The sequence below is a fragment of the Pseudonocardia sp. 2-7 genome, assembly GCF_056341085.1.
The window spans coordinates 4,028,283-4,046,700 of the sequence record NZ_CP094507.1; the positions used below are offsets into that span (position 1 = coordinate 4,028,283).

Annotated in this window: 19 protein-coding genes; 10 read left to right on the forward strand and 9 right to left on the reverse strand. The window is 73.0% G+C overall.

Translation table 11 applies throughout. The features are described from left to right. Positions 1–287: 287 nt before the first annotated feature. Positions 288–1,625, forward strand: a complete 1,338-nt coding sequence (gene gdhA, locus MTO91_RS19345; protein WP_161152219.1) for an NADP-specific glutamate dehydrogenase — start codon at positions 288–290, stop codon at positions 1,623–1,625. A gap of 78 nt (positions 1,626–1,703) precedes the next feature. Here the strand turns inward: gdhA and MTO91_RS19350 are convergent, their stop codons facing one another. The 3 genes from MTO91_RS19350 to MTO91_RS19360 are packed head-to-tail and all read right to left on the reverse strand — an operon-like array spanning position 1,704 to position 5,166. Next, complete coding sequence (locus tag MTO91_RS19350; RefSeq protein ID WP_062396708.1) at positions 1,704–2,453, reverse strand: succinate dehydrogenase/fumarate reductase iron-sulfur subunit; 750 nt, start codon at positions 2,451–2,453, stop codon at positions 1,704–1,706. Between the two features lie 12 nt (positions 2,454–2,465). Beyond that, positions 2,466–4,442, reverse strand: coding sequence for a fumarate reductase/succinate dehydrogenase flavoprotein subunit (locus tag MTO91_RS19355; RefSeq protein ID WP_139282949.1), 1,977 nt, complete (start codon positions 4,440–4,442; stop codon positions 2,466–2,468). A 4-nt stretch (positions 4,443–4,446) separates the two neighbouring features. Next, the gene (locus MTO91_RS19360; RefSeq protein ID WP_476652180.1) at positions 4,447–5,166 is read right to left on the reverse strand and encodes a succinate dehydrogenase cytochrome b subunit; all 720 of its coding nucleotides are present in this window, start codon (positions 5,164–5,166) and stop codon (positions 4,447–4,449) included. 87 nt (positions 5,167–5,253) lie between these two features. Here MTO91_RS19360 and MTO91_RS19365 point away from each other — a divergent pair, with 87 nt between their 5' ends. Beyond that, complete coding sequence (locus tag MTO91_RS19365; protein ID WP_350589121.1) at positions 5,254–6,213, forward strand: LysR family transcriptional regulator; 960 nt, start codon at positions 5,254–5,256, stop codon at positions 6,211–6,213. Between the two features lie 8 nt (positions 6,214–6,221). Here MTO91_RS19365 and MTO91_RS19370 read toward each other — a convergent pair whose 3' ends face one another. Further along, positions 6,222–6,656, reverse strand: a complete 435-nt coding sequence (locus MTO91_RS19370) for an STAS domain-containing protein (RefSeq protein ID WP_350589122.1) — start codon at positions 6,654–6,656, stop codon at positions 6,222–6,224. Positions 6,657–6,791: 135 nt separating this feature from the next. Between MTO91_RS19370 and MTO91_RS19375 the strand changes: the two genes are divergently transcribed. Beyond that, complete coding sequence (locus tag MTO91_RS19375) at positions 6,792–8,159, forward strand: mycothione reductase (protein ID WP_405415906.1); 1,368 nt, start codon at positions 6,792–6,794, stop codon at positions 8,157–8,159. On the opposite strand, the gene MTO91_RS19380 is transcribed toward MTO91_RS19375, so the two are convergent. Beyond that, positions 8,156–9,328, reverse strand: coding sequence for a low temperature requirement protein A (locus MTO91_RS19380; protein ID WP_357439348.1), 1,173 nt, complete (start codon positions 9,326–9,328; stop codon positions 8,156–8,158). The two genes, MTO91_RS19375 and MTO91_RS19380, sit on opposite strands and share 4 nt — an antisense overlap. Before the next feature lie 53 nt (positions 9,329–9,381). Here MTO91_RS19380 and MTO91_RS19385 point away from each other — a divergent pair, with 53 nt between their 5' ends. The 4 genes from MTO91_RS19385 to MTO91_RS19400 are packed head-to-tail and all read left to right on the forward strand — an operon-like array spanning position 9,382 to position 12,357. Further along, positions 9,382–10,536: a low temperature requirement protein A gene (locus tag MTO91_RS19385; RefSeq protein ID WP_476652183.1), complete on the forward strand. Its 1,155-nt coding sequence runs from the start codon at positions 9,382–9,384 to the stop codon at positions 10,534–10,536. A 16-nt stretch (positions 10,537–10,552) separates the two neighbouring features. Continuing rightward, on the forward strand, positions 10,553–11,041 hold the full coding sequence (locus tag MTO91_RS19390) for a carboxymuconolactone decarboxylase family protein (RefSeq protein WP_476652184.1): 489 nt from the start codon (positions 10,553–10,555) through the stop codon (positions 11,039–11,041). Positions 11,042–11,053: 12 nt separating this feature from the next. Continuing rightward, complete coding sequence (locus MTO91_RS19395; protein WP_179762151.1) at positions 11,054–11,392, forward strand: GNAT family N-acetyltransferase; 339 nt, start codon at positions 11,054–11,056, stop codon at positions 11,390–11,392. Continuing rightward, on the forward strand, positions 11,389–12,357 hold the full coding sequence (locus MTO91_RS19400; RefSeq protein ID WP_476652186.1) for a pirin family protein: 969 nt from the start codon (positions 11,389–11,391) through the stop codon (positions 12,355–12,357). The genes MTO91_RS19395 and MTO91_RS19400 overlap by 4 nt, the downstream gene beginning before the upstream one ends. Before the next feature lie 7 nt (positions 12,358–12,364). On the opposite strand, the gene MTO91_RS19405 is transcribed toward MTO91_RS19400, so the two are convergent. Continuing rightward, a complete protein-coding gene (locus MTO91_RS19405) occupies positions 12,365–12,640 on the reverse strand; it encodes an ACT domain-containing protein (protein WP_208820980.1) in 276 nt (91 codons plus the stop codon). A gap of 187 nt (positions 12,641–12,827) precedes the next feature. On the opposite strand from MTO91_RS19405, the gene MTO91_RS19410 reads away from it, so the two are divergent. Both MTO91_RS19410 and MTO91_RS19415 read left to right on the forward strand, forming a co-directional pair. Then, positions 12,828–13,580, forward strand: coding sequence for an SGNH/GDSL hydrolase family protein (locus MTO91_RS19410; RefSeq protein ID WP_476652188.1), 753 nt, complete (start codon positions 12,828–12,830; stop codon positions 13,578–13,580). Between the two features lie 114 nt (positions 13,581–13,694). Beyond that, positions 13,695–14,336 (forward strand): cupin domain-containing protein, encoded by a 642-nt coding sequence (locus MTO91_RS19415; protein WP_357439359.1) that lies wholly within the window; start codon positions 13,695–13,697, stop codon positions 14,334–14,336. Between the two features lie 13 nt (positions 14,337–14,349). Here the strand turns inward: MTO91_RS19415 and MTO91_RS19420 are convergent, their stop codons facing one another. From MTO91_RS19420 to MTO91_RS19430, 3 genes are read right to left on the reverse strand one after another with little or no spacing between them, the layout of a single operon-like run. Next, a complete protein-coding gene (locus MTO91_RS19420; protein WP_476652190.1) occupies positions 14,350–15,771 on the reverse strand; it encodes a dihydrolipoamide acetyltransferase family protein in 1,422 nt (473 codons plus the stop codon). Further along, positions 15,768–16,736 carry an alpha-ketoacid dehydrogenase subunit beta gene (locus MTO91_RS19425; protein WP_251786688.1) on the reverse strand — a complete coding sequence of 323 codons (969 nt, stop codon included), beginning with the start codon at positions 16,734–16,736 and terminating at the stop codon, positions 15,768–15,770. The genes MTO91_RS19420 and MTO91_RS19425 overlap by 4 nt, the downstream gene beginning before the upstream one ends. Before the next feature lie 23 nt (positions 16,737–16,759). After that, positions 16,760–17,818: a thiamine pyrophosphate-dependent enzyme gene (locus MTO91_RS19430; protein ID WP_405415890.1), complete on the reverse strand. Its 1,059-nt coding sequence runs from the start codon at positions 17,816–17,818 to the stop codon at positions 16,760–16,762. 195 nt (positions 17,819–18,013) lie between these two features. On the opposite strand from MTO91_RS19430, the gene MTO91_RS19435 reads away from it, so the two are divergent. Next, positions 18,014–18,418, forward strand: coding sequence for an Lrp/AsnC family transcriptional regulator (locus MTO91_RS19435; RefSeq protein ID WP_208821063.1), 405 nt, complete (start codon positions 18,014–18,016; stop codon positions 18,416–18,418).

Below are 18,418 nucleotides of genomic sequence, written 5' to 3' on the forward strand. Positions count from 1 at the left end.
GCGGGCCCGGACACAGCGCCGTGTCCAACTCGTCACCACGCGGGGGCGCGGGACCGCCAGAGAATACGACGCGGATCACATGTGATCTACGTCGGTGCCCGATTCGGTCCCGAATGGAGATGTGGCTCACAGCGGCCGGGGTCACACCGTCTGTGATCCGATCGATGCCTCTGCGGAACGGCCGCGGTGGTCTCATGAACAGTCGACCCGGCCGATCCCGGGCATCCCCGGTCCGTGACCGGCCGCCGGCGCCCTGCCGGTCGCCGAGAGGAGAACGAGCAGCACCGATGCACCCCACCCTCGAACCCATCCACCAGCGCGTCCTGGACCGCAACCCGGGCGAGACCGAGTTCCACCAGGCCGTCCACGAGGTGCTGGAGAGCATCGGCCCGGCTGTGGACAAGCACCCGGAGTACGCCGAGGCGCGGATCGTCGAGCGGATCTGCGAGCCCGAGCGGCAGATCATCTTCCGGGTGCCGTGGGAGGACGACGACGGGGACATCCACATCAACCGGGGCTTCCGGGTGGAGTTCAACAGCGCGCTGGGCCCGTTCAAGGGCGGTCTGCGGTTCCACCCGACCGTGCTGCTCGGGACGGTCAAGTTCCTCGGCTTCGAACAGATCTTCAAGAACGCCCTGACCGGGCTGCCGATCGGCGGCGGCAAGGGCGGATCGGACTTCGACCCGCGGGGGCGCTCCGATCGCGAGATCATGCGCTTCTGCCAGAGCTTCATGACCGAGCTCTACCGCCACCTCGGTGAGTACACCGATGTCCCCGCCGGGGACATGGGTGTCGGCGGCCGCGAGCTCGGCTACCTGTTCGGCCAGTACAAGCGCATCACCAACCGCTACGAGTCCGGTGTGCTGACCGGGAAGGCGCTGGCCTTCGGCGGTGCGCAGGTCCGGCGCGAGGCCACCGGCTACGGCAGCGCGTTCTTCGCCCGTCGCGCCCTGGAGGTCCGCGGGGACTCGCTGGAGGGCAAGGACGTCGTGGTGTCCGGCTCGGGCAACGTCGCGCTCTACACCGTGGAGAAAGTCCACCAGCTCGGCGGCCGGGTCGTCGCGGTGTCGGACTCCGACGGCGTCGTGCACGACCCCCAGGGGGTGGACCTGGAACTGCTCAAGGACATCAAGGAGGTCCGGCGCGAGCGGCTGCACGTCTACACCGACAAGATCGGGCGCGCCGAGTTCTCCACCGACCGCTCCATCTGGGACGTGCCCTGCCAGGTCGCGCTGCCCTCGGCGACCCAGAACGAGCTCGACGCCGACGGCGCTCGCGCCCTGCTGCGCTCGGGATGCCTGTTCGTCGGTGAGGGCGCGAACATGCCGACGACCCCGGACGCGGTGGAGGTGCTGCGCGAGGGGGGCGCGATCTTCGCCCCGGGCAAGGCCGCGAACGCCGGCGGTGTCGCGGCGTCGGCGCTGGAGATGCAGCAGAACGCCTCGCGCGACTCGTGGAGCTTCGAGTACTCGGAGAACCGGCTGAGCGAGATCATGACCGACATCCACGACCGCTGCCACGCCACCGCCGAGGAGTACGGACGACCGGGCGACTACGTCGCCGGGGCGAACATCGCGGGCTACGCCCGGGTCGCCGACGCGATGCTGGCGCTCGGCCTGGTCTGAGCGACCGGCTCGCCGACGACAACGGGGCCCGGTCACCACTGCGGTGGTGACCGGGCCCCGGCCGTCGTCGCGGGTCCGCTACTTCTTGCGGCCGCCCACCGTGGCCGCGAGGTAGTCGCGGTTCAGCTGGGAGATCACGTCGAGCGGGATCTCCTTCGGGCAGGCGGTGGCGCAGGCGCCGGTGTTGGTGCAGCCACCGAAGCCGGCGGCCTCGTGCTCCTCCACCATGCTGACGACGCGCTCGTAGCGCTCCGGCTGGCCCTGCGGCAGCTCACCCAGGTGGGTCAGCTTCGCGCCCAGGAACAGCGACGCCGACCCGTTCGGGCAGGCCGCGACGCAGGCACCGCAGCCGATGCAGTTCGCCGCGGCGAACGAGCGGTCCGCGGCGACCTTCGGCACGGCGTTGGAGTTGGCCTCCGGCGCCGACCCGGTGTTCACCGAGACGTAGCCGCCGGCCTGGATCATCTTGTCGAACGCGGCGCGGTCGACGACGAGGTCCTTGATGACCGGGAAGGAGCCCGAACGGAACGGCTCGATGACGATGGTGTCGCCGTCGGAGTAGTGCCGCATGTGCAGCTGGCAGGTGGTGGTCGCCCGCTGCGGGCCGTGCGGCCGGCCGTCGATGACCATGCTGCACGAGCCGCAGATGCCCTCGCGGCAGTCGTGGTCGAACGCGACCGGCTCGTCGCCGGAGAGGATCAGCTTCTCGTTGAGCACGTCGAGCATCTCGAGGAACGACATGTCCTCGTCGGCGTCGACGGTGTAGTTCACCAGGCGACCCTTGTCGACCGCGTCGCGCTGGCGCCAGACCTTCAGATTGAGCTTCACGGGGTCCTCGCCTTACTTGTAGCTGCGCTGGGTCGGGTGCACGTACTCGAACGTGAGCTCCTCCTTGTGCAGGACCGGAGCCTGCCCGCGGCCGGTGTACTCCCAGGCCGAGGTGAAGGAGAAGTTCTCGTCGTCGCGCTGCGCCTCGCCGTCCTCGGTCTGGCTCTCCCCGCGGAAGTGACCGCCGCAGGACTCGCGACGCACGAGCGCGTCGAGACACATGAGCTCGCCGAGCTCGAGGAAGTCGGCCACCCGGCCGGCCTTCTCCAGGCTCTGGTTGAGCTCCGCGCCGGTACCCGGCACCTTGACGTTGTTCCAGAACTCGCGACGGAGCTCGGGGATGCGGTCCAGCGCCTTGCGCAGACCCTCCTCGGTGCGCTCCATCCCGCAGTAGTCCCACATGATCTGGCCCAGCTCGCGGTGGAACGAGTCCACCGTGCGGGTGCCGTTGATCGACAGGAACTGGTCGATCCGGTCGGTGACCGACTGCACGGCCTCGACGACCTCGGGCGCGTCGTCCGGGACGGCGTCGAGCTCGTTCTTGGCCAGGTAGTCGCCGATCGTGACCGGGAGGACGAAGTAGCCGTCGGCCAGGCCCTGCATCAGCGCGGAGGCGCCGAGCCGGTTCGCGCCGTGGTCGGAGAAGTTGGCCTCGCCCGCCACGTAGAGACCCGGGACGGTCGACTGCAGGTCGTAGTCGACCCAGAGGCCACCCATCGTGTAGTGCACGGCGGGGAAGATCCGCATCGGGACCTCGTACGGGTTCTCACCCGTGATCCGCTCGTACATCTCGAACAGGTTGCCGTACTTGTTCTCGACGGCCTTGCGGCCGAGCCGCTGGATGGCGTCGTCGAAGTCCAGGTACACGCCCAGACCCGACGGTCCGACGCCGCGCTTCTCGTCGCAGACCTCCTTGGCGGCCCGGGACGCGATGTCGCGGGGCACCAGGTTGCCGAACGCCGGGTACTTGCGCTCGAGGAAGTAATCGCGCTCGTCGTGCGGGATCTCGTTCGGCCCGCGGTCGTCGCCGAGCTTCTTCGGGACCCAGACGCGGCCGTCGTTGCGCAGCGACTCCGACATCAGGGTCAGCTTCGACTGGTGGTCGCCGGAGACCGGGATGCAGGTCGGGTGGATCTGGGTGAAGCAGGGGTTCGCGAACAGCGCGCCCTTGCGGTGCGCCCGCCACCCGGCGGTCACGTTGCAGCCCTTGGCGTTCGTCGACAGGTAGAAGACGTTGCCGTAGCCGCCGGAGGCGAGCACGACCGCGTCGGCGGTGTGCACCTCGATCTCGCCGGAGACCATGTCGCGCGCGACGATGCCGCGGGCGCGCCCCTCGACCACGATCAGCTCGAGCATCTCGTGCCGGGCGTACATCTCGACGGTGCCGGCCTTCACCTGGCGCTCCAGCGCCTGGTAGGCGCCGATCAGCAGCTGCTGGCCGGTCTGGCCGCGGGCGTAGAAGGTGCGGGAGACCTGCACGCCGCCGAACGAGCGGTTGTCGAGCAGACCGGCGTAGTCGCGGGCGAACGGGACACCCTGGGCGACGCACTGGTCGATGATCTGGCGGGAGATCTCGGCGAGCCGGTGGACGTTGGACTCCCGCGCACGGAAGTCGCCGCCCTTCACGGTGTCGTAGAACAGCCGGTACACGCTGTCGCCGTCGTTGCGGTAGTTCTTCGCCGCGTTGATGCCGCCCTGCGCGGCGATCGAGTGCGCGCGCCGCGGGCTGTCCTGGTAGCAGAACGTCTTGACGTGGTAGCCGGCTTCGCCGAGCGTCGCGCTCGCGGAGCCGCCGGCCAGGCCGGAACCCACGACGATGATCTTCTTCGAGCGCTTGTTCGCCGGGTTGACCAGCTTGACGCCGAACCGGCGGCGCTCCCAGCGGGTCTCGATGGCACCCGAGGGGACCGCCTTGTCGACGACCGGCTCACCGGTCGCGTAGTCGGCGTAGGAAACGTGGTGGGACGAGGCGTCAGTGCTGTCAGTCATGGGATCAGACCACTCCGAACGTGACGGCGAGGGGCACCGAGATGAAGCCGAGGGTCAGCACGGCGGCGAAGACCGTCGACACCACCTTGATGGTGCGCTCACGGCTGTTCGACGACCACCCGAGCGTCTGGATGCCCGAGAAGATGCCGTGCTGGACGTGGAAGCCCAGCGCGACCACCGCGAGGACGTAGAACAGGGTGACGTACCAGCGGGCGAGGGTGAAGTCGGCCGCGAGGTTGTCGGCCACCGCGAGGTGCACGCCGTTCGGGTTCAGCGTGCCCGCGGTGAGGTCGAGCAGGTGGTAGACCACGAACAGCGCGATGATCACGCCACCCCAGCGCATGGTGCGGGCCGCGTAGCTGCCCTTGACCTGGTAGGAGCCACCCGCGTACTTGATCGGGCGGGCCCGGCGCGCGCGGAGGGCGAGCATCGTCGCCGACCAGATGTGGGCGACCACCGCGACGACCAGCACCACGCGGACGATCCAGAGCATGCCCGAGTAGGGCAGCGCCGGCTCCAGGATGGTGCGCAGCCAGGCCGCGTAGTGATCGATCGCCTCGGGGCCGAAGAAGATCTTCAGGTTCCCGATCATGTGCAGCGTGACGTAGCCGAGCAGCACGACGCCGCTCACCGCCATCACGAACTTCAGCAGCGCACTGGGCGTGCGCGGGCGCCGGGGTGCGGCGGGCTTGGCTCCGCCGCCGGCCCGGGACTTCTCGGACATCGTGACCACGTCCTCCAGTGGACATACCAACGGGTAAGGCAGTCCAATGCATGAAACGGTCTCCACTCATAGCCGTAAGCTATGCACGTGACACTTCAGCAGCTCATGTACTTCGTCGCCGTGGCGAACGTGCGCAGCTTCACTCGGGCGGCCGACCAGGTGGGGGTCGCCCAGCCGACCCTGAGCCGCGCGCTGCGGGCGCTGGAGGACGAGCTGGGCTCCCCGCTGATCAACCGCGGGTCGGCCGTCACGCTGACCCCGGCCGGTGAGGCGGTGCTGCCACTGGCACGCAGGATGCTCGCCGATTCCGACATGGTCCGCACGACGGTGGCCGAGATGGTCGGTCTGCGCAGCGGCCGGGTACGGGTCGGGGCGACGCCGTCGCTGTGCATCGGCGTGCTGTCCGACGTGCTGCGGGTGTTCCACTCCCGGCACCCCGAGATCGCCGTCGAGCTCGCCGAGGACGGCTCGCAGCCGCTGGAGGCGGCGCTGGTGCAGGGGGAGCTGGACGTCGCGCTGGTGATCGTGCCCCCCGACGGTGTGGACCCGACCCTGCACACCGCTCCCCTGCTGCGCGAACGGCTCTCGGTCGCCTCGCCGCGGGCGCGCAGGCCGCTGACCCCGCGTGGGTCGATGACGGTGTCCGAGCTCGCCCGGCACGATCTGGTGATGGTGCGCCGGGGCTACGACCTGCGGGAGGTGACCCTGCGGGCCTACGCCGTCGCCGGGGTCACGCCGCGGATCGCCGTCGAGGGCGGTCAGATGGACGCGGTGCTGCGCATGGTCGAGGCCGGCACCGGGGTGGCGGTGGTGCCGGACCTGACGTTCATCGGGCGGCCGCGGCTGCGGCGCACGGTGCTCAACCCGGCGATCCACCGCACGGTGGCGCTGGCGCGGCGGGCCGACATCGCCCCCACCCCGGCCGTCATCGCCTTCGCGGACACGCTGCTGGAGCACATGTCCGACACCTCGGCGTCGCTGCGGGAGGGCACGACCGACGTCCAGGTGCTGCACCGGCACCGGACCGGCCGGGATCTGCTCGGCTGAGGGCGGGGTCAGTCGGGCACCGGGAACAGCGGGGCGTGGCCGCCGGGGCTCTCCGGCGGCGGGTGCGGGTCGAGCACCCGCAGGTGTTCCAGGGTGCCGGTGACCTGCAGGACCCGGCGGACCTGGCGCGCCGCGCCGCAGTACAGCTCCAGCACCACCCCGGCCGCGGCGGCGTCGCGGTGGCAGTCCAGCAGCGCCGCGATCCCGGCCGAGCCGAGGAAGCCGACCGCGGACAGGTCCAGCACGATCCGCGGGGCCGCGGCGAACCAGGCGCCCACCTGCTCGGCCAGGAACGGCGCGGTCGCGACGTCGACGTCGCCGACGGCGTGCAGCGCCACCGGCCCCGACGGGTGCGGCACCGCCTCCACGGCCAGGCCGCCGCCCTCCGCGGTCGCGGCGGACAGGCCGGGCACTCCTCCCGGGCCCTCCGTCGGATCGGTCATCACCGGCCGCCTCCCGCGGGGCGCCGCGCCACCGCCGGGGCCAGAGTGCCAGTACCGCACGCCGATCGCCCGATGACGGCGGCGTCGTCGCCCCGTCGACGCGCGGCACGCCGCCGGTCTTCCTACGCTCGGCGGGTGGCCCATCACGATCTCGCAATCGTCGGCACCGGATCCGGGAACATGATCGTCGACGACCGCTTCGACGGTCTCGATGTCGCCCACGTCGAGGCGACCCGGTTCAGCGGGACCTGCCTCAACGTCGGCTGCATCCCGACCAAGATGCTCGCCTACACCGCCGAGGTCGCCGAGACCGTGCGGGCGGCGTCGTCCTACGGCGTGGACGCCCGGATCGACCGGATCCGCTGGAGCGACATCCGCGACCGGGTCTTCGCCCGGCTCGACCCGATCGGCGACGAGGGCCGCGACCACCGCCGTGCCCACGGCACCGTCTACGACGGCGTGGCCCGCTTCACCGCGCCGCGCGCGATGACGGTGGACCTGGGCGACGGCGGCACCGCGGAGTTCACCGCGGACCGGATCGTGCTCGCCGTCGGGGGACGGCCGGTGGTCCCGCCACCGGTCGCGGACTCGGGCGTCCCGTTCCACACCTCCGACACGATCATGCGGATCGACGAGCTGCCCGAGCACCTGGCGATCATCGGAGGCGGCTACATCGCGGCCGAGTTCGCGCACGTGTTCGGCGGGCTGGGCTGCGCGGTCACGATCATCGAGAGCGCCGACACACTGCTGGGCGGGATGGACGAGACCGTCGTGGAGCGGTTCACCGACGCCGCCCGCGAGCGCTTCACCGTCCACACCGGCCGGACGGTGGAGAAGGTCACCGGCGGCGAGGGCGACGTGCGGCTGCACCTCGACGACGGCACGGAGGTCCGGGCCGACCGGCTGCTCGTCGCGGCCGGGCGCCGTCCGAACTCCGACCGGCTCGGCCTGGACCACGCCGGGGTCGACACCGACGACGCCGGCCGCGTCGTCGTCGACGCCCACGGCCGCACCACCGCCGACGGGGTGTGGGCGCTGGGCGACATCTCGACCCCGCACCCGCTCAAGCACGTCGCGAACCACGAGGCCGAGGTGGTCGGGCACAACCTCGCCCACCCCGACGACCTGCGCGAGGTCGACCACCGGTTCGTGCCGGCCGCGGTGTTCACCACCCCGCAGATCGGCTCCGTGGGGCGCACCGAGCAGCAGTGCCGCGAGGAGGGCCTGGAGTTCCGGGTCGGGCTCCACGAGTACGCCGACGTCGCCTTCGGCTGGGCGCTGGAGGAGCAGCGCGGGTTCTGCAAGGTCCTCGTCGCCCCCGACGGCACGCTGCTGGGGGCGCACCTGCTCGGCCCGCAGGCGTCGACGATGGTCCAGCAGCTGGTGCAGGCGATGGCGCTGGGCGTGACCGCGGAGCGGCTCGCCCACGTCCAGTACTGGATCCACCCCGCCCTGACCGAGGTGCTGGAGAACGCGCTGCGCGACGCCGTCGAGGAGGACTAGGCGCGCCGCTCGGTCAGCTCGGTGACCACGGCCAGCCCGACCACCACGGCGAGCACGACCAGGCCGATCACGATCGCGGGCAGCGCGTGCCCGGCGACGAGCGCGACCGCCGCGGCCGCGGCCAGCACGGCCGCGGCGACGTAGCGCGACCGCCCGACCGTCCCGGTGCGGCCCTGCAGGTAGAGCTTGTTGCCCACGAGGTAGAGCAGCGGACCGCCGACCGAGGTCAGCACCAGGGCCGGGGTGTTCTCCGGGTGTGTGAGGTGCAGGTCGATCGCGACCGCGAACAGCACCGCGCCGGCCACCATCAGGCCGTGTGCGTAGGCGAACGCGGCCCGCGCCGCGCGGGTCGACCCGTCGCCGGAGGCAGCCCGGGTGCCGTGTCCGGCGAGCGCGAAGTAGGACCACCACAGCGCGACCAGTCCGGCGAACCCGAGCAGGGTGATCACCACCGCGTAGGGGGTCACGACCTCCATCTCCGACAGCGTGAAACCCATGATCAGGATCGACTCGCCGAGCGCGATGATGAACACCAGCCGGTTGCGCTCGGCGAGGTGCTCCACGTCGGTCGGCCACTCCTCCGTCGGGGTGCGGCCGAGCCCCGGCACCCGGAACTCGAACCGCGGGCCCGCCATGTCGACGGCGACGGCGACGGCCCAGACCACGAGCCGCGCCACCGGCGGGAGGAACGCGCCGACGACCATCAGCACCGACGCGGCCGTGCTCCACACCAGCAGGTTGCGGTAGTTGCGGGCCATGACGTGCCCGCGCGCGCTCACGACGAGGAACAGCGGGCGGCCGATCTGGGCGGCGGCGAAGCACAGCGCGAACAGCAGCCCGGAGTCACCGAACGCGCCCGGCAGGGCCAGCGCCATCCCGAGCGCCGTCAGCATCAGGCCGGCGTTGAGCACCCGGACCGACGGGCGCGCCGGGTCCAGGTAGTTCATCGCCCAGGCCGAGTAGTTCCACAGCCACCAGACCGCGGCGAACAGCACCGCCGTCTCCAGCGCCCCGAGCGGGGTCAGGTGGTACAGCAGCGTGTGGGAGACCTGGACGATCGCGAACACGTAGACGAGGTCGAAGAACAGCTCGATCGGGGCGACCTCGGAGTCGCCCGCCCGGCGCAGCACCCGCGGCCGGGTGTCGGGTGTGGTGTCCGGTGTGGTCATCGGTGGGTCCTTCCCCGTGTCGGCGCAGCCGAAGGGTAGTGCGGCGCGCAACGATGCCCGGCGTGAACCTCGGTCTGCGCGCGATGCGCCCCCGCGACCCGGACGAGCCCCACCGGGCGGCCAGTCCGCTGGAGCTGTTCTTCGACCTGGTGTTCGTGGTGGCGGTGTCGCTGTCGTCGGCCGCGCTGCACCACTCCGAGTCCGGCGGGCACGTCGGTGCCGGGGTCGGGTCGTACCTGCTGGTGTTCTTCGGCATCTGGTGGGCCTGGATGAACTTCACCTGGTTCGCCTCGGCCTTCGACGTCGGCGACTGGCTCTACCGCGTCACCACCCTGGTGCAGATGGCGGGGGCGCTGGTCCTGGCCGCGGGGACCCCGTCGGCGATGGCCGGTGAGGGCTACGGCGTGCTCGTCGCGGGCTACGTGGTGATGCGCCTGGCGATGGTCACGCAGTGGCTGCGGGCGGCCCGCTCGCACCGGGAGCTGCGGGTCACGGCGCTGCGCTACGCGGGCGGCATCGTCGTCGTCCAGCTGCTGTGGATCACCTGGGTGCTCGTGGACCCGCACCCGGTGGGGTTCGTCGTGCTGGCGCTGGCCGAGCTGGCGGTCCCGGTGGTCGCCGAGCGGGCGCGGACGACACCGTGGCACCCGCACCACATCGCCGAGCGCTACAGCCTGTTCACCCTGATCCTGCTGGGCGAGTCGGTCCTGGCCTCGACGACGGCCGTGGTCGACGCGCTGTCCTCCGCCGAGCACCTGGGCCCGCTGCTGCTGCTCTCGGCGTGCGGGCTCGTGCTGGCGGCGGGCATGTGGTGGGTCTACTTCGCCCGCGACCAGCACGAGCACCTGCGGGCCATGCCACGGGCGCTGGTGCACGGCTACGGCCACTACCTCGTCTTCGCCGCGGCCGGGGCGTTCTCGGCGGGCATCGAGGTGGCCGTCGACGTCGACACCACCGCGACCGGGCTGTCCGCCGCCGCGGCCGGGGCGACGCTGACCGTGCCGGTCGCGCTGTTCGTCCTCGGGGTGTGGGCGCTCGCGCTGCGCCCCACGCTCACCGCCGGGCGCAGCGCCGCCGTCGTCGTGCTGGCGGGGCTGCTGGGACTGTCGGCGTTCGCGCCGTTCACCCCGGTCGTCGCCGCGGTGGTGATGGTGGCGGTGGTCGTGACCGTCGAGACAGCACCCGCCCGGAACACCGTCGCCGCGTAACGGGTTCGGAGGTGACATGGGCCGGGTGTGGATCGACAAGCAGACCCCCGAGGTGTTCCGGGCGATGACCGACGTCGTCGCGGTCGTGCGCGAGCGCGCCGCCGCGGCCGGGGTGGACCGGGACCTGCTGGAGCTGGTGAACCTGCGGGTCTCCCAGATCAACGGCTGTGAGACCTGCCTGGACACGCACTGGCGGTCGGGGCTGGCGGCCGGACTGACCCCGCAGCGGATGGCGCTGCTCCCGGCCTGGCGCGACAGCGCCCTCTACGACGACCGCGAGCGCGCCGCACTCGGTCTCGCCGAGGCCGTCACCCGGACCGCCGGGACCCACCTCGACGACGACGCCTACGCCGCCGTCCGCGGTGACCTCACCGACGACGAGGTGTCGGTGCTGGTCTGGGCGGCGATCACCATCAACGCGTTCAACCGGGTCTCGATCCTGTCGGCGCACCTCGTCCCCGAGCGCGACGCCGACGGCCGCGTGGTGCGCCGCCGGGCGTCCTGAGAGGCTGAGCACATGTCCGGCGACACCGACGACACCGTGGTCACCCACGACACGGGCCACCACCGCTACGAGATCCTGCTCGACGGCACCGTGGTCGGCCGGGCCGAGTACGTCGACGACCACGAGCAGCGGATCTTCCACCACACCGAGGTCGACCCGGAGCTGTCCGGGCGCGGGCTCGCGAGCACCCTGGTCCGCTTCGCGCTGGACGACACCCGCGCCGCCGGGAAGCGGATCGTGCCGGTCTGCCCGTACGTGCGGCGCTGGGTGTCGACCCACCAGGGCTACGCCGACATCCTCGACCTGGTGACGCCCGACGCCGTCGCCACCGTCCGGCGGAGGGCGCGGTGAGCAACGTCGAGACCGTGCCGGAGGAGGTCGTCTGCGGGGGCGACACCGCCGCCGCGGAGCTGGTGACCCCGCGCGACGTGCCGTTGGGCGGGCCGCGTGCGATGACGGTGCGCCGCACGCTGCCCCGTCGCACCCGGTCGCTGATCGGGGCCTGGTGCTTCCTGGACCACTACGGCCCGGACCGGGTCGCCGACACCGGCGGGATGGCCGTGCCGGGGCATCCGCACACCGGGCTGGCGACGGTGTCGTGGCTGTTCACCGGGGAGGTCGAGCACCGCGACACCACCGGCGCGCACGCGGTCGTGCGCCCGGGCGAGCTGAACCTGATGACCGCGGGGTCCGGCATCGCACACTCGGAGTTCTCCACGCCCGGTACCGAGGTGCTGCACGGGGTGCAGCTGTGGCTGGCGCTGCCCGCCGCGCACCGGGACACCGCGCCCCGCTTCGAGCACTACGCGCCGCCCCGGGTGCGGGCCGGGGACGTCGCGCTGCGGGTGTTCCTCGGGTCGCTGGCCGGGTCGTCGTCGCCGGTGGAGACGTTCACCCCGCTGCTGGGCGCCGAGGTCGTGCTGCCCGCCGGGGCGGCGGTGACGCTCGACGTCGACGCCGGGTTCGAGCACGGCGTGCTGGTCGACACCGGCGCGGCGCGGGTGTGCGGGACGGCGGCCGCGTCCGCCGAGCTCGTGTACCTCCCGCCGGGCCGTACGACCCTGGACCTGCACGCCGGCGACGACGGCGCGCGCCTGGTGCTGCTCGGCGGGGAGCCGTTGGGCGAGCAGATCGTGATGTGGTGGAACTTCGTCGGTTCCACCCACGACGAGATCGCGGCCTTCCGGGAGCAGTGGCAGGACGAACGTGCCGCCGGGGGGCGGGAGGGCGGGCGCTTCGGGGTGTTCCCGGACGCCTGGGAGTCGACGTTGCCGGCGCCGGAGCTGCCGAACGCGCGGTTGACCCCTCGGGGATAGCCCCGGATCAGCCCAGGTCGGCGCGCACCACCGGCACGACCCGGCGCAGCTGCTCGAGGAGCAGGTCGGCGTCCCGGCCGTCGCGGGTGACGACGAGGTCGACCCGGCCGATCTCGCCGGACATGTCGACCCGCAGCGAGCGGACCTTCCAGCGGCGCGACCGCAGCGTGGTGAGGACCTTGTACAGGCCGTCGTCGGCGTCGGTCAGCAGCAGCGAGACGACGTGACCGTGCTCGGCGGGATCGCTTCCGGGACGGGTGCGCTCGGCGGTGGGGGCGTTCATCGGATCTCCGGTGTTCGAGGGCGAACGTCAGGATCCGGCCAGGTCCGGCGGGCACGACGTGCCACGCGCCGGCTCCCTGGCTTCAGCCGGCGCGCCGGGTAATGATCCGACCGCGCACGGGCCGAGGGTAACAGCCGTCACCACCCCCGGGCCGAACCGTGGCGGCCGCGACGCGGATGCTGACCCCGTGCGGTACGTGGCGATCGGGGACAGCTTCACCGAGGGCGTGGGCGACGAGGACGCGGCGGGCATCCCCCGCGGCTGGGCCGACCGGGTCGCCGCCGGGCTGGCCGGCGCCTCCGGCGAACCGGTGCACTACGCGAACCTGGCCGTACGGGGCCGGCTGCTGGCCGACGTCGTCGGGCCACAGCTGGACGCCGCGCTGGCGCTGGACCCCGCACCGACGCTGATCACGCTCAACGGTGGCGGGAACGACATGCTGCGGCCCCGCACCGACGTCGCCGGGCTCGCCGCGCTGACCGCCCGCGCCGTCGACCGCTGCGCGGCGGCGGGGGTCCGGCTGGTGCTCCTCAGCGGCGCCGACCCGTCGGACCGGCTCCCGCTGGGACGGGTCGTCCACCGCCGCGGCGCCGAGCTGTCGGCGACGGTGCGCACGCTCGCCGCCGCACAGGGGCTCACCTTCGTCGACGTGTTCGGCGACGCCGAGATCCGCAGGCCGGGCTACTGGTCGGACGACCGCCTGCACCTGGGCACGCCCGGGCACCTGCGCGCCGCCGGGCTGGTGCTGGAGGCACTCGGGGTGCGCGGCGCGACGCCCACGACGACCGTCGCCGCGACCTCGCCGACCGGGCGGGCCGCGGGACTCGCCTACTACCGCGCCCACGTCCTGCCCTGGGTCGGACGACGGCTCCGGGGACGGTCCTCCGGGGACGGCCGTCCGGCGAAGGCCCCGGCCTGGACGGTCGTCCCGGCACGCTGAGCTGCGCCGATCCGTGACCCGCCATCACGGAAGCCGCTGGAAGTGATCACCCCGACGGATCACCGTCCGCCATACCGTTGCGACTGACAACGATTTCTGCGGAAGGAGCAGACCATGACGGGGATCAGCAGGCGACGGGCCCTGGGCGCCGGCGTCGCGGGGGTGGCGGGGATGGCGGGACTGGCCGCCACGGGCGGGACCGCCGGGGCGGGCGCCCCGACCCCGCCGCGGACCGGGCAGCCCGGCCACCTGTTCCACCTCGCGGCGACCGAGCCCGTCACCTTCGACGGCGGATGGCTGCGCGGGGCGAACGAGCAGAACTTCCCGGTGCTCGCCGGACAGCAGGGGTCGGTGTACCTGGCCCACCTCGACCCCGGCGGGATCCGGGAGCCGCACTGGCACCCGACCGCGTGGGAGCTGAACTACATCGTCTCCGGCACCGCGAAGTGGACCGTCCTCGGGACCCACCCCGACGGCGAGTACCACAACGACGTCTTCACCGCGGAACGCGGTGACCTCGTGTTCGCGCCGACGGGCCTGTTCCACTACTTCGAGAACGCGTCGACGACCGAGCCGCTCGACGTGCTCATCGTCTTCAACACCTCGACCGCCGAGCCGGACGACGACATCGGCATCGTCGGCAGCCTCAACGCGATCCCCCGTGACGTGCTGGCCGCGTCGTTCGGGGTGCCCGAGTCGGCGTTCGCGCAGGTGCCCCAGCGGATCGAGCCAGTGGTGATCACCCGCCGTCGCTGAGCGCCGGGCGGGCTCAGAGGTCGGCGAGCGCGGACAGCGGCGACTCGACGGCATCGGCGACGAAGCGGAGGAACCCGCCCGCGGTGCCGCCGTCGCAGACCCGGTGGTCGAACACCAGTGACAGCTGGGTGATCGACCGCGGGACGACCGCGCCGTCGACGACCCACGGCCGCGGCAGCACCCGTCCGACGCCCAGCATCGCGACCTCGGGATGGTTGATGATCGCGGCACTGCCGTCGACGCCGAGCACCCCGTAGTTGTTCAGGGTGAACGAGCCGCGGGTCAGCTCCGCGGCGGTGACCGAGCCGTCCCGGGCGGCTGCGGTGAGCCGGCGGATCTCGGTGTCGAGGCCGCGCATCCCGAGGCGATGGGCGTCGGCCACCGACGGGACGACCAGGCCACGGTCGGTCTGCGCGGCGATACCGAGGTGCACCCCGTCGAGGTGCACGATCTCCCCCGCCTGCGTGTCGACCCGGGCGTTGAGCTCGGGGAACCGCGCGAGACCGGCGACGACGAACCGGGCCAGGATCGCGAGCAGCCCGACCGGGCGGCCGTCGGCGCCGGTGAGCTGCGGGCGCAGGGCGAGCAGGTCGGTGGCGTCGACGTCGACCCAGGTCGTGGCCTCGGGGATCTCGGCGCGGCTGCGGGTCAGGGTCTCGGCGACGGCGCGGCGGACCCCGCGCAGCGGCACGATCCCCCGCACCGCGAGCCCGGTGCGGGGGTCGCGGCCCGGTGCGGTGCCGGTCGTCGGAGCGGGCGGTGCAGGAGCAGGCGCTGCGGCGGCGGGCGGCGCGACGGGAGCGGCCGACGAGGCAGCGGACTGCGCGGCGGCGGACGGCCCGGCAGCGGACGGCCCGGCAGCGGCAGCCTCCGCCGCACGGGCGGCGGCGAGCGCCACGTCGTGGCGCAGCACCATGCCGCCGGGGCCGGTCCCCTCGACGGTCGCGAGGTCGATGCCGTGGTCGCGGGCGAGCCGCCGCACCACCGGGGACTGCACCGGCCGGCGCTCCCCCGGCGCGCGTTCGGCGACGGACGTCGCCGCCGGGACCGCGGACGCGGCGGCGGGCTCGGGCTCGGGCGAAGCGGCGGGTGCGGGCGCGGGGGCACGCTTCGCGGCCCGGCGACGCCGGCGGGCCCCCTCGTGCCCGCCGGACGTGCCGTACCCGATCAGGACGTTGCCCGACCCGGCTTCCTCGGCGTCCCCGACCGACACCAGCGGCTCCCCGACCCGCAGCGTCTCGCCCTCCGCGCCGTGCCGGGTCAGCACCGTGCCCGCGTACGGCGACGGCACCTCGACCACGGCCTTCGCCGTCTCCACCTCGGCCACGGGCTGGTCGACGCCGACGGTGTCCCCGTCGGCCACGAGCCAGCGGACCAGCTCGGCCTCGGTCAGTCCCTCCCCCAGGTCGGGCAGGGTGAACACCTGGGCACTCACGCCGCGTCCTCCCAGCCGAGCGAGTCGACGGCGTCGAGTACCCGGTCCACCCCGGGCAGGTGGTGCTGCTCCAGCTTCGGCGGCGGGTAGGGCACGTCGAACCCGGTCACCCGGCGCACCGGCGCCTCGAGGTGGTGGAAGCACCGCTCGGAGACCCGGGCGGCGATCTCGGAGGCGACCGAGGCGAACCCCGGGGCCTCCGCGACGACGACCGCCCGCCCGGTCCGGCGGACCTGCGCGCAGACGGTCTCGTCGTCGAACGGGACGATCGACCGCAGGTCGACCACGCCCAGGTCACGGCCCTCACGGGCGGCCTCCTCGGCGGCGGCGAGCGCGACCGGCACCGTCGGGCCGTAGGCGATGAGCGTCGCGTCGACCCCGGGGCGGCGGACGACGGCCCGTCCGATCGGCGGCACCGGGACGGTCGTGTCCACCTCCTCCTTGGTGAAGTAGTGCCGCTTCGGCTCCAGGAACACGACCGGGTCCGGGTACGCGATCGCCGCACGGAGCAGGCCGTGGGCGTCGGCGTTCGTGGCCGGGGCGAGCACGGTCAGCCCGGCGGTGTGGGCGTAGTACGCCTCGGAGGAGTCGCAGTGGTGCTCGACGCCGCCGATCCCGCCGGCGTAGGGCACCCGGATGACCATCGGCAGCCGCATCCGGCCCGAGGTGCGGTTGCCGAACTTCGCGACGTGGCTCGCGATCTGCTCGAACGCCGGATACGCGAACGCGTCGAACTGCATCTCGACGACGGGCCGCAGCCCGTTCATCGCCATCCCCACCGCCGTGCCGACGATGCCGGACTCGGCGAGCGGGGTGTCGAAGCAGCGGTGCTCGCCGAACTCGGCGGCGATCCCGTCGGTGACCCGGAAGACCCCGCCGAGCGGACCGACGTCCTCCCCGAACACGACGACGGTCGGGTCGGCGGCCATCGCCTCACGCAGCGCCGTGGTGATCGACTGCGCCATGGTGAGCTTCACGGGTCCGGTGTTCACGGCGTGACCTCCAGCTCGGCGCGCAGCCGGTCGCGCTGCTCGCGCAGCTGCGGGGTGGGGTGGGCGTAGACGTGCGCGAACAGGTCCTCGGGGTCCACCGGGGACTCGGCCGCGATGCCGGTGCGCAGGTCGGCGGCCATCCGCTCGGCGTCGTCGATGAGAGCGCGCTCGGCGTCGTCGTCGAGCAGGTCGTCGGCGCGCAGCCGGGCGCGCAGACGCAGCAGCGGGTCGCGGCCGGCCCAGGAGGCGACCTCGCTCTCGTCGCGGTAGCGGCCGGCGTCGTCGGCGTTGGTGTGGGCCTCCATGCGGTAGGTGTCGGCCTCGACCAGGGTCGGGCCGCCCCCGTCGCGGGCGCGGCGCAGCGCCTCGTCGAGCACGGTGAGCAGGGCGGGCAGGTCGTTGCCGTCGACGCACACCCCGGGCATGCCGTAGCCGAGCGCCTTGTCCGCGAGCCGGGCCGCGGCACTCTGCCGGTGCAGCGGCACCGAGATCGCGTACTTGTTGTTCTGCACCAGGAACACGACCGGGGCGCGGAACACCGCGGCGAAGTTCAGCGCCTCGTGGAAGTCGCCCTCGCTGGTGGCGCCGTCGCCGCAGAGCGCCAGGACGGCGTCGGGCTCGCCCTTGAGCCGCGCCGCGTGGGCGACGCCGACCGCGTGCAGCAGCTGCGTCGCGAGCGGGGTCGCCTGCGGGGCGACGCGGTGGGTGGCGACGTCGTACCCGCAGTGCCGGTCCCCGCGCAGCATCGTGAGCACCTCGACCGGGTCGACGCCGCGGGCGACGATCGCGGCGGTGTCCCGGTAGGTCGGGAACAGCCAGTCGCCGTCGGCCAGCACCATCGCCGCGGCCACCTGGCAGGCCTCCTGGCCACGCGAGGACGGGTACACGGCCAGGCGTCCCTGCCGGACCAGTGCACCGGCCTGCTCGTTGAGCCGCCGGGCGTGCACCAGGCCGCGGTAGCCGGCGAGCAGCCGGTCCGGCGGCGGGAGCTGCGCGCCGGGCACGGTGGTGCCGTCCGGTTCCAGCAGGCGGACGGTCTCGCGCCGGTCGTCCACGATGACTCCCCTCCGTGCGGACACAGTGCCTCGAGAATGGCGCATGATCCGTACGATCGACTGGAAGCGGTGAGATGACGAGACGATCGGCCCGCAGCGCGGCATCACTCCGGACGAGTGGTCCGGGTCACCGGTGCCCGGCGGGGCGCGGCGAGACGAACGGAGGGGCCGGTGCTCGACGACATCGACCGGCGGATGGTCGCGGAGCTGCAGCGCGACGGCAGGCTGACCGGGCGCGCGCTGGCCGAGCGCCTGACGATCTCGCGGGCGAACGCCTACGCCCGCCTCGCCCGGCTCGTCGACGATCGCGTGGTCACCGGGTTCACCGCACTCGTCGACCCGGACAAGGTGGGGCTGCACACCTCGGCGTACGTGACGCTGACGGTGCGCCAGAACAGCTGGCGCGAGCTGCGCGAACAGCTGCGCGCGATCCCCGAGGTCCGGCACATGGCACTGGTCGGCGGGGACTTCGATGTGCTGCTGCTGGTGCGCACCACCGGCAACGACGCGCTGCGCAGCGTCGTGCTCGAACGCCTGCAGGCGCTGCCGACGGTCGTGTCGACGCGGACGATCCTGATCTTCGAGGACGAGTCCCGCTGA